At 48.6% G+C, this 10,506-nt stretch carries 9 protein-coding genes and 5 tRNA genes; all 14 read right to left on the bottom strand.

What is annotated here, in order from left to right; genetic code table 11:
• Window positions 1–842, bottom strand: an 842-nt coding sequence (gene tuf / locus G344_RS0102920) for an elongation factor Tu (RefSeq protein ID WP_028254889.1), incomplete at its 3' end; no start/stop codon positions are given.
• Between the two features lie 80 nt (window positions 843–922).
• Window positions 923–2,269 (bottom strand): amino acid permease, encoded by a 1,347-nt coding sequence (locus G344_RS0102915; RefSeq protein WP_028254888.1) that lies wholly within the window; start codon window positions 2,267–2,269, stop codon window positions 923–925.
• A 296-nt stretch (window positions 2,270–2,565) separates the two neighbouring features.
• Window positions 2,566–2,642 (bottom strand) — tRNA-Met (locus G344_RS0102910).
• Between the two features lie 5 nt (window positions 2,643–2,647).
• Window positions 2,648–2,723 (bottom strand) — tRNA-Thr (locus G344_RS0102905).
• 31 nt (window positions 2,724–2,754) lie between these two features.
• Window positions 2,755–2,830, bottom strand: a tRNA-Met gene (locus G344_RS0102900).
• Between the two features lie 7 nt (window positions 2,831–2,837).
• Window positions 2,838–2,922 (bottom strand) — tRNA-Tyr (locus G344_RS0102895).
• A gap of 6 nt (window positions 2,923–2,928) precedes the next feature.
• Window positions 2,929–3,004, bottom strand: a tRNA-Thr gene (locus G344_RS0102890).
• 192 nt (window positions 3,005–3,196) lie between these two features.
• Window positions 3,197–3,991, bottom strand: a complete 795-nt coding sequence (locus tag G344_RS0102885) for an undecaprenyl-diphosphate phosphatase (RefSeq protein WP_028254887.1) — start codon at window positions 3,989–3,991, stop codon at window positions 3,197–3,199.
• A gap of 272 nt (window positions 3,992–4,263) precedes the next feature.
• Window positions 4,264–4,728, bottom strand: a complete 465-nt coding sequence (gene brxF, locus G344_RS0102880; protein WP_028254886.1) for a BREX-3 system P-loop-containing protein BrxF — start codon at window positions 4,726–4,728, stop codon at window positions 4,264–4,266.
• Between the two features lie 24 nt (window positions 4,729–4,752).
• The gene (locus tag G344_RS11410; protein WP_051245694.1) at window positions 4,753–6,516 is read right to left on the bottom strand and encodes a hypothetical protein; all 1,764 of its coding nucleotides are present in this window, start codon (window positions 6,514–6,516) and stop codon (window positions 4,753–4,755) included.
• Complete coding sequence (gene hypB / locus G344_RS0102870; RefSeq protein ID WP_028254885.1) at window positions 6,504–7,178, bottom strand: hydrogenase nickel incorporation protein HypB; 675 nt, start codon at window positions 7,176–7,178, stop codon at window positions 6,504–6,506. Before hypB ends, G344_RS11410 begins: the two co-directional genes overlap by 13 nt.
• Before the next feature lie 158 nt (window positions 7,179–7,336).
• Window positions 7,337–7,678 (bottom strand): hydrogenase maturation nickel metallochaperone HypA, encoded by a 342-nt coding sequence (gene hypA, locus G344_RS0102865; protein ID WP_028254884.1) that lies wholly within the window; start codon window positions 7,676–7,678, stop codon window positions 7,337–7,339.
• Window positions 7,656–8,504 carry a bifunctional 5,10-methylenetetrahydrofolate dehydrogenase/5,10-methenyltetrahydrofolate cyclohydrolase gene (locus G344_RS0102860; RefSeq protein ID WP_028254883.1) on the bottom strand — a complete coding sequence of 283 codons (849 nt, stop codon included), beginning with the start codon at window positions 8,502–8,504 and terminating at the stop codon, window positions 7,656–7,658. Before G344_RS0102860 ends, hypA begins: the two co-directional genes overlap by 23 nt.
• 42 nt (window positions 8,505–8,546) lie before the next feature.
• Window positions 8,547–10,502 (bottom strand): penicillin-binding protein, encoded by a 1,956-nt coding sequence (locus tag G344_RS0102855; protein ID WP_028254882.1) that lies wholly within the window; start codon window positions 10,500–10,502, stop codon window positions 8,547–8,549.
• Window positions 10,503–10,506 lie beyond the last annotated feature (4 nt).

Genomic DNA, 10,506 nt, shown 5'->3' with positions numbered 1-10,506 from the left:
CGAAGAAGAGCACCAACGTTATCGCCGGCTACTGCGGAATCCAAAGTTTTGCGGAACATTTCCAAACCGGTTACAACGGACTGGGACGGTTTTTCCTGCAAACCAACGATTTCAACAGTGTCGCCTACTTTGATTTCGCCACGTTCAACACGGCCGGTAGCAACCGTACCACGACCGGTAATAGTGAACACGTCTTCGACCGGCATCAAGAAGGTCTTATCGGTGTCACGTTCCGGAGTCGGAATGTATTCGTCAACAGCGTTCATAAGATCGATGATCTTATCAACATATTTCTGATCGCCTTCGAGGGCTTTCAAAGCGGAGCCTACGATGATCGGCACATCATCGCCAGGGAAGTCATAGGAGGAAAGAAGTTCGCGAACTTCCATTTCTACGAGTTCCAACAATTCTTCGTCGTCAACCATGTCGGCTTTGTTGAGGAATACAACGATAGCCGGTACGCCAACCTGACGAGCCAAGAGGATGTGTTCGCGAGTCTGCGGCATCGGGCCGTCAGCTGCGGATACAACAAGGATAGCACCGTCCATCTGAGCAGCGCCGGTGATCATGTTCTTAACATAGTCGGCATGGCCCGGGCAGTCAACATGTGCATAGTGACGTTTGTCCGTTTCGTATTCTACGTGTGCCGTATTAATCGTGATACCGCGTTCACGTTCTTCCGGCGCTTTATCGATCATGCTGTAGTCCTGGAACTGAGCCTGGCCTTTTTCAGCAAGTACCTTAGTAATAGCTGCGGTAAGAGTTGTTTTACCATGGTCAACGTGACCAATGGTACCGATGTTAACATGCGGTTTAGTACGTTCAAATTTTGCTTTTGCCATTGAAGTAAACAGCCTCCTTCATCAAATAAAAACTCTCATACTTTGATTATAATACAAATTGCCTAAGAAAAGAAGGTGTATTATGCACTAATACGCAATTTATAAAAGCACCACAGTAATCCGAACCATGCCGGGGTGAAGAAAAGGGCTACCCTCGTTTCTGCGTTAAAGGCTAAGGTAATCACCACAAATCCAAAGAAGCCTATGATAACATAGTTCATCAACGGATACAAGGGCATGGGAAAGCGATGTGCGCCTTCACGATAGGCCTTACTTTTGCGATAACGCAAATGACACAGCACGATGACCACCCAAATAAAGATGAAGCAAAAGGTGGAGATGCTGGTGATTAACACGAACACACCTTCCGGTGTCACATACTGTAAGATGACGGCTAAAAAAATAACCAGCGCCGAAAAGACAACCGCGTTCATCGGCACCTTATTGGATCGCAGGCGAAACATAATGCGCGGCGCATTGCCTTCCTTTGCCAACGCGTACACCATGCGGCTGGTACTGAAGATGCCACTGTTACACGCCGAGGCCGCCGATGTAAGAACAATAAAGTTTACCAACGAAGCGGCCGCAAGGATCCCGGCTGCTCCGAATACCTGCACAAAGGGACTTTTATCGGGACTTACCGTGGTCCATGGATATATGCTCATAATAACCGCCAACGCACCGACATAAAAAATAATAATCCGCAGCGGGATATTGTTGATGGCTTGAGGAATGACCTTCTCCGGGTTCTCCGTTTCTCCCGCCGTAAGTCCGACGAGTTCAATGCCGGTGAAAGCGAATACTACCATTTGAAAAGAAAGTACAAACCCTTCCCAGCCTTTCGGGAACCATCCGCCGTACGACCATAAATTACTGATAGATGCCACGCCGGCATTCGTTTCAAAATTAGTAAAAATCAAGAAACCGCCGCCGACGATAAGTCCCAGTATAGCCAGAACTTTAATAAGGGCGAACCAAAATTCCATTTCCCCGAATACCTTCACTGCCATGAGATTCATAAGAAACAAACAGGCTAGGATAATTAAACTGGGCACCCATCGCTCTACGCCGGGAATCCAATATTGTATGTACAGCCCCGCAGCGGTAACATCGGCCATCGCCAACGAAATCCAACAAAACCAATAGGTCCACCCCGTGACGAAAGCCATACCCGGTCCCATATATTCATACACCACATCTACAAAGGAATGATTGTCCGGATTTGATAGCAGCAATTCACCGAGAGCGCGCATCATAAAAAAGCAAACAATGCCGGTGATAATATAGGCCAATAAAATAGACGGCCCTGCCAAGTGGATGGAACGGCCGGATCCCAAAAACAAACCGGTACCGATGGCTCCGCCTATGGCCAATAATTGGACATGGCGATTTTTTAAGCCTCTGGCCAATTCTTTTTGTTCAGACATACTGTTCTCCTCTCTCAGTCTATTACAAATAGACACTTGTAAATACCTAACATGTCCTATTATGCCTAATATTCGGCGGCAACGCAACTATTAGGTAGCAATCCTCCTTGCATACTTTGCATATAGTATATGCACCGTTTCTATATAAGGAAGATGAAGTTCCGGAAAATAAAAAGAATCGGCACAACATCAAAAGATGTAGTCCAAAGCAAAAAACGGAGCTGTATGATCACTCTCATAACAACTCCGTTCAGGCATAAAAAAAAGACCTTACGGTCTCACATCTATAATAAAATTGGTGGCGGCACACGGATTTGAACCGCGGACACATCGGGTATGAACCGATTGCTCTAGCCAACTGAGCTATGCCGCCATGTCTGGAGCTAGTGACCGGGATTGAACCGGTGACCTTATCCTTACCAAGGATACGCTCTGCCGACTGAGCTACACCAGCATATAGCCTTGATAGTTCAAGCATAAAAAAATGGTTGCGGGGACAGGACTTGAACCTGCGACCTTCGGGTTATGAGCCCGACGAGCTACCAACTGCTCCACCCCGCGATGAAAATGGTGGAGGGAGAAGGATTCGAACCTTCGAAGTCGAAGACGGCAGATTTACAGTCTGCTCCCTTTGGCCGCTCGGGAATCCCTCCACATCATGGAGCTGGCGATAGGAATTGAACCCACAACCTGCTGATTACAAGTCAGCTGCTCTGCCAATTGAGCTACGCCAGCGCGTCACAACGTAATTTATTATACACAATCTATTTTATCGTGTCAAGAAAATTTTTATTATTTTCTTGTTGCATTACTATATCGTGAACACTTTGTAATAATACCATAACTTCTTATATTGCGCAAGAGGTTTTACAATTTTTTTGAAATCTGCCATCTTGCACATATAGCTTGTACCGGCCCAGCTACTGCTTACAAATAAAAATACCACAGCGCAATCAACGCAATGACGATGCGATAGTACGCAAAGGAAGCTAACGATGATTTATTAAGGAATTTCAAAAACCATACAATGGAAGCATAGGCTACGACGAAGGCCGTAACAAAACCGATGACGAACATCAGAAAATCCGACCATGCCAATTGATCGGCAATCTTTAAAAAGTCGTACGTACAAGCAATGAGCATAATCGGCACTGCCATGATAAAGGAAAAATCGGCAGCTGCTTTACGACTGACACCGAGCCAAAGGCCACCGGCAATAGTCGAGCCGGATCGTGAAAAGCCCGGCCACAAGGATAACACCTGGAAGAAACCGATTTGCAAACACTGCCAAATCGAAAGGCGATCTACGCGATTCACTCGTATGTCCGGATGAAACCGTTCCGCGCACAGCATGAACACACTACCCGCCAACAAACCAATGATAACCGTAAACGGCGAGAACAAAACATTTTTAATAAAGGAATGTCCGAAGAAGCCGATGACCATAGCCGGCAGCATACCGAAGAAAATATGTACCAACGACAAACCGTTGCGCCGCGTCCAATTTTCCCGCTTTAGCATGGTCATAAATTTTTCGCGATACAGCAGGAACACCGAGAGGATGGCCCCCAGCTGAATGAACACTTCAAAAACGCCGGCTTTCTCATCGGAGAATCCTAAGAAATCACCTACGATAATCATATGGCCCGTACTGGACACCGGTAAAAATTCCGTAGCCCCTTCAACGATTCCCAGTATAAACGCTATTATATTTTGATCCATAGCTCCACCTCAACATAACGACAACTGTACAATAGCTACATTATAGCTTTTTGTCCGTCAATTCTCAATCTTTTCTTATGCGCTTTACAAAATCTTTACAAAAATACCGCTCCTTCAAAACCATTCGTCTAAACGATAGACCTTCGGTTCCAAAGGAGCGGCTATGTATAAAAGTATATATGCTGCGTAAGTATCGGTGCTGTCCGTAATCATCACAACTACCTTAACAGATAGAATCGTCCGATAGCATACGAGTGCTGTTGTATAATGCTTTATTCTACAACAATAATGCGATCCGGATTTTCTACTTCAAACGAGAAATACTCCGGATTATTATTATGTTCCAAATGAAGCTTGGTGCCGTCAAAGCGACCGCGCCACCCTACGATAATCGGATATTCCTTGCTGATTTCTTTCAACAACTCCACCGGTGTTAAATTCAGAATCGGAGCAAACAACACATTCACGCCGTCAATGAGCGCCACCTTAGCATCGTATGCTTTCAGCGACGTACTGAGTTCGTCGTACGCCCGTTGTGGTCGTAATTCATGGGCAACTTCCAAAAATTCTTCTTCCAACAAATCCTTGGCTTCCATGTACTTCCAGCCGTCCTGTTCGGCCAACTCGCGAATCAAACGGCTCTTGCCCGACCCCGGACCGCCGACTACGAACAAAATACGTTCGCCCTGTTCCTGCAATTCTTCCCAACGTGCTTTAATGTCCTGTGCAGTAATCATTGTGTTGCCCTCCTTGTGTGAAATCTATACGTTTCTTCGCAATGTATGATTAGGCCTATCGGAAAGGATGATTTCCTTGATAAATCCTCCTTCATTGCCTACAACAAACAACAGATAGCTGTGTTCCGACATCGGATTTTTATATGTATATACCGTCGTCCCCGCCTGTTCCTTGCCTTCGCCCGGCGTCATGCTGGTGGGCATACCGTACAAATACAGCAAGAGATATTTAGTGTCCCCGATGGAAATCCCTCGCCTTGTGGCACCGCCGCTGCTGCTGATGAGCACCCGCGAAATCATGTGGCGTGCATCATAGCTGACGAGCCAATTCTTATAGCTCACAAAGTCATCGCCATACAAGCGACCTTTCTTTTCCCATCGATCATCCTGCGCGCCCAAGAACGGTTCATTAAGTGTATAGCCTCCTAATACGAAGTCATCCGCGGTGAGTTGATTCGGTACAAAATACCGTAGCTTCGTGGCGCCCATCATGTGCGGCCACACTTGACCGTCCACGGCATCCACCGCTACGACTTTGCCCTTCGCCACGGTAAACACCAAATACCGATACGTCGGAGCCGGATCGGTAATCACTCGACTATTAGCTACATTCTCCGCGGATGGGCTAAATTCCTTCTTAGCCATTTCCTTTTTTTCTTCGCCACGGTTATGTGCCGTCTGCCAATGTGATTGATCGTTTCGGAAGCGGGCCATATCTTCGGCGTACACCAAGAGGACGGCCCCGTCTTCACTGCGTTGCCACATGGCTTGCGGACTGCCGTAAGCAAAGAGTACTTCGCTGCGAGTGCTGCCCACCCCGATATGGCGCGGCGTTTGGAACAAAGAATCTTCTATGTGAATGCTCGTCACCGTCGCATCCGCGTAGTTGTATGTAAGCCCGGACGTACGCAATACATTGGCATCCGCCCCGCCGGCAAGACCATCATATACCGTCACCGTATTCGTCGTAAGCGGTATCGTTGGCTTTGTTACCTTTTCCGTTTTCACTGCCTGAGCAGCATCAGTCGTATCCGCGCCAAGCTTATCTGCACCGGTCTTTTTAGCAGCCGCCTTTTCCGTATCGGACGGTTCAATATCGCGCTGCTTTTCATTAACCTGTTTTGCCTCAGTCTGTTTTACACCGGTTTGTTTAGCATCGGTCTGCTTTGTATCAGATTGTTTTACATCAGACGTTTTTACATCAGACGTTTTTACATCAGACGTTTTCTCTTCGATCTTGCGTGCACTTGTTTTATCCGCCTTCGACGCTACCTCATCGGCTGCTTTTTTATTAAGTGCCGCATAGCTGCTTAAATCAATGGTGGTCTGCTTCGGATCGCCACCGTTCTCCCCTTTGTAGGTAACAAAGGGTCCCTTTCGTTCCACCGTTTGATAGGGGAAGAGAATTTGCCGCGGTCCTGCCGTCTTGCCTACTTGCAAACCGGCAATGGTAAACTCCTCTGCCTGCAACGGTGGTAATCGCTTAGCCGTATACGTTGTACCTACGGCATTTAAATCAATGGTATCACCGCTATCCTTGTCCGCCGGTTCCGATTGCTTGGCTGCCTTAGCCGTTGCTGCTGCCGTCGATGTCGGCGATATTACCTTTGGCAACGGTTCTCCGGTCGCTTCCTTTACCAACGCCTGTACCATCCGTTCCAGCAACGCTTTACTGTCAGCTTTGCTGTCGTCGCCTTTGCCTTCATCGGCAGCACCAACCATAGACATGCTACCGGTTACTGCCAATACACAGGCCAACGCCAACCATTGTTTTATTATTCTTTGCATGCCGCTCCTTTCCGCTGAGCTTCAATGCGCTCGCTAAGCCAAGCAATCCATGCATCAAGTCCCGTCTTAGCCGTGCAGCTTACTTCAAATACCGCCGCCTGCGGATGCAACATATGAATATCCGCAATCGCCTTTTCCTTATCGAAAGGAATGTACGGCAACAAGTCCACCTTGTTCAATAACACGGCAGCGGACTCTTTGAATATCAACGGATATTTAAGTGGCTTATCTTCGCCTTCCGTAACGGACAGCACAGTTACCTTCATAGCTTCGCCGATGGCAAATTCCGCCGGACATACCAAGTTGCCTACGTTCTCGATAATAATCATATCCAGCGCATCCAAATCCATGGCCGCTACTGCCTTTTCAATCATCGCTGCATCTAAGTGACAACCGCCGACCGTATTGATTTGCAGCACCGGCACGCCGAGGCGTTCTATGCGATCCGCATCCTTATCTGTATATAAATCGCCTTCGATAACTGCCAATCGATATGTTTTCGACAATTCGGTCAGCGTCGCTTCTAACAGCGATGTCTTCCCGGCCCCCGGCGATCCGAGCAAATTGAATACAAAAATGCCTTTTTCTGCAAAGGTGCGTTGCAATGTATCCGCAATGGCATCATTCTTTGCGAGTACATCCGTTACCACTTGCACTTCCATGTTAGCCCTCCTCACCTGTATAGCACGCATTCGCGTTTATATCCCATGTCTTTTATTATAGTATACCATCACTGCGTGGTAAACACATGAACAAATTATAAAAGGCACGGAGCAATTTCATTGCCACCACTTTTCCATATAGAAAAAAGTGTTATCCATCAATCCATATCGATGGATAACACCTGTAATTCCCGGCCCGTCACGGTAGTGACCGTCGTACTTTGACACGCCGGACATATAAATCGATAGCCTTCTACGACAAACTCCGTCAAGCAATCAAGGCACTTTGCCTTTAACGGTACATGCTCGATAACAAGCTCTGCTCCTTCTGCTGCCGTTCCCTTCGTTACCGCTTCAAAGCAAAAGAGAAGCGCGTCCGGCTCTACCCCGGACATGGCGCCCAAGCGCAGACGGACGGCGTGCACCACCGTACCGTCATTGTTCTTCATCGTATCCAAGGCAATATCGACAATGCCTTCAGCAATCGACATTTCGTGCATAATACGCCTCGCATAAGCCTTCCAATAAAATAGTTGTCGTCACGGAACCCACACCGCCCGGTACCGGCGTAGCCGCCGAAGCAATACCATCCAGCGATGCATAATTCACATCGCCTACGGTGTGACCATCCAATTCATTAATGCCCACATCAATAACAACTGCCCCCGGTTTAATCATCGTCCCGTCGATAACATGTGCCTTGCCTACGGCGGCAATGACAATATCCGCCTGTTTTAGTTTCGCTGCCAAATCCGCCGTGCGGGAGTGACAAATGGTTACCGTCGCATTGCGATCGAGAAGCATCAACGCCACCGGCTTGCCTACCACCTGGCTTCGCCCTACAACGACAACCTCCTTACCGGCTACCGGAATATCATAGTGATCGAGAATGGCTATGCAAGCACGCGGCGTACATGGCCAAAAGCCTCGCTTGCCGCGGATGACGCGACCGATACTCTGCGTCGTAAGTCCGTCCAAGTCCTTATCCGGCGACAGCAAATCGACAATGTATTCACTGTCGATATGCGCCGGCATCGGCATAAGCGGTAACACACCGTATATGGTGTCCGCTGCATTCCATTCGCGAATCACCGCTTCCACTTCCGCCTGCGTCGCCGTTGCCGGCAAATCGCGGCGATCGACGGCAAAGCCCATAGTACGGGCTGTCTTCTCCATAAAATGCGCATACATATGGGCCGCTTTATCATCACCGACCAATAAAATGCCCAATGTAATGACTACCTGCTTAGCCGCCAAGGCTTCCAGCTTTTTTGCCAACGCCGCCTTATGCGCATCGGCTACGGCTTTACCGCGCAATTCTTTCATAGCTCGTACCTCCGTTATCCCTAACTTACAACCTCGTATGTATTACCGTTTAAAGTATACGCGCACGGCTGACCCCGGGTCTACCGCTTCACCGCTTACCTGTTCCTGTGAAATAGCATAGCCCGTGCCTTCCGGCACAAAGGAAAGTCTCGCCTCATGAAGCCAATCCCGCACCTCACCGGTACTCCATCCGGTAAAGTCCGGCAAAACAACTTGACCGTCACCGTTAGTTTGTACTGCCGGTCGTTCCGCCTTCGCCGGTGCCTTGCCTTTTTTCTCCTTCGATACGGACGGAGAAATCTGATAGTACCGCACGAGCTGGCTCATAATATCTTTAAATACCGGCGCCGCAATCTGACCGCCGTAGAAGGTACCGCCCGGGTCGTCGATAACGATGAGCGCCACAAACCGAGGGTCTTCAATAGGACCAAAGCCGATAAAGGAAGCAATATAACGGCCCTTCAAATAACCGCCGTTTTCCGGATCCAGTTTTTCTGCCGTTCCCGTTTTACCGCCGAAGTGATAGCCTTCCACATACGCCTTGTGGCCGCCCCCTTCGGATACTTCTTTTTCCAAGATGGCTACGATCTGCTTCGCCACACCTTCCGGTATAGGCTGACCGACCTCAACAGTTTCCTTCTTTTCATATACAGTGCCATCCGGATTATCGATGGATTTAATGATATGCGGCTGCACCATGTGTCCGCCGTTAGCCAATGCACCGAAGGCCTGTACCATCTGCAGCGGCGTAACCGCAATTCCTTGACCGATGGACATGGCTGCTGTATCGATGTCACTCATACTTTCCAACGTAAAGAGAAGTCCTTCGCCTTCACCGGGCAAATCGATGCCCGTTTGCTTGCCGAAGCCAAAGGCCTTAATGTAATCCAACAAAATAGCCGGTCCCGTAGTCAAGCCGATACGCGCCATACCGGTGTTGATGGAGAACTTCAAAATTTCCAGTAAGCGCACATCGCCGTAGCCTTCACCGTTCCAGTTTTGCATAACATGACCGGACGCCATGATATGCCCGGTATCATGGAAGACGGTTTCCGTCGTCCACTTACCGGATGCTAACGCCGCCGAAGCGATAATCGGTTTAAAGGTCGACCCCGGTTCGTAAATATTGGTAACGGCACGGTTTTTAAAATCCTCTTCCGTTCCCTTTTCATATTCGTTCGGATCGTACGTCGGCCGGTTTGCCATAGCAATAATTTCACCTGTCTTAGGATCCATGATAATAATGCTGGCTCCGCTGGCTTTCGTTTCCTTCATAGCCTTGTCCAAGGCGCGCTCCGCAATAAACTGAGCCGTCGTATCGATGGTCAAGGTAACACTGCGTTCCTTATCGGGAATGTACTTAGACATGATGGATCCCAAAATCGGATTGCCGCGGCTGTCCGTAGCCACCAGCTCCTTGGTGCGATCCCCTTTAATCTCCTTGTCCAATACCATTTCAAGCCCGTCCAGACCTTTATCGTCGGTGCCGACAAAACCCAGCACCTGCGCCAGCAAGTTGCCGTTCGGATAAAAGCGACGATTCTCTTCGACAAAATTCAGTCCTTCGATTTTCTCATTATCCAGCACATCCGCAACGGCGCGCGACTTATCCGGATCCATCATGCGATCCAGCCATACAAACGCCGTATCCTCTTGCAAGCGTTCGATAATCTCTTCCTTCTTAATGCGCACGTATGGCGCAATGGCATCGGCAATGGTCGCCGGATCCTCTTTAATCATTTTCGGATCCGCATACAGCGACCGCGTTACCATACTCATCGCCAGCGGATGACCGTTGCGATCAAAGATGGTGCCTCGCGGCGATTGCAATGTACGGTTCGTTTTCACCTGATTAAAATTTCGGCTTTCCAGTTCGGTGCGGTCGATAACCTGCAACGACAGCAGACGACACACCACGATGAATGCCGCCAGCAACAGCAGCAACAGAAACCGCCGCATATTCTTTTGTACGCGTTTACGCTCCTTTGCTTCTATCATCGAG

Source organism: Veillonella magna DSM 19857 (genome assembly GCF_000428745.1).
GTDB lineage: Bacteria > Bacillota > Negativicutes > Veillonellales > Veillonellaceae > Veillonella_A > Veillonella_A magna.
The sequence above is the reverse complement of the archived record's forward strand: the minus strand, read 5'-3'. Positions and strand labels throughout refer to the sequence as shown.

Coding starts and splice junctions, on each gene's coding strand:
- G344_RS0102915 (WP_028254888.1), bottom strand. CDS start 2,269: ATGTCTGAACAAAAAGAATTGGCCAGAGGCTTAAAAAATCGCCATGTC.
- G344_RS0102885 (WP_028254887.1), bottom strand. CDS start 3,991: ATGGATCAAAATATAATAGCGTTTATACTGGGAATCGTTGAAGGGGCT.
- brxF (WP_028254886.1), bottom strand. CDS start 4,728: ATGATTACTGCACAGGACATTAAAGCACGTTGGGAAGAATTGCAGGAA.
- G344_RS11410 (WP_051245694.1), bottom strand. CDS start 6,516: ATGCAAAGAATAATAAAACAATGGTTGGCGTTGGCCTGTGTATTGGCA.
- hypB (WP_028254885.1), bottom strand. CDS start 7,178: ATGGAAGTGCAAGTGGTAACGGATGTACTCGCAAAGAATGATGCCATT.
- hypA (WP_028254884.1), bottom strand. CDS start 7,678: ATGCACGAAATGTCGATTGCTGAAGGCATTGTCGATATTGCCTTGGAT.
- G344_RS0102860 (WP_028254883.1), bottom strand. CDS start 8,504: ATGAAAGAATTGCGCGGTAAAGCCGTAGCCGATGCGCATAAGGCGGCG.
- G344_RS0102855 (WP_028254882.1), bottom strand. CDS start 10,502: ATGATAGAAGCAAAGGAGCGTAAACGCGTACAAAAGAATATGCGGCGG.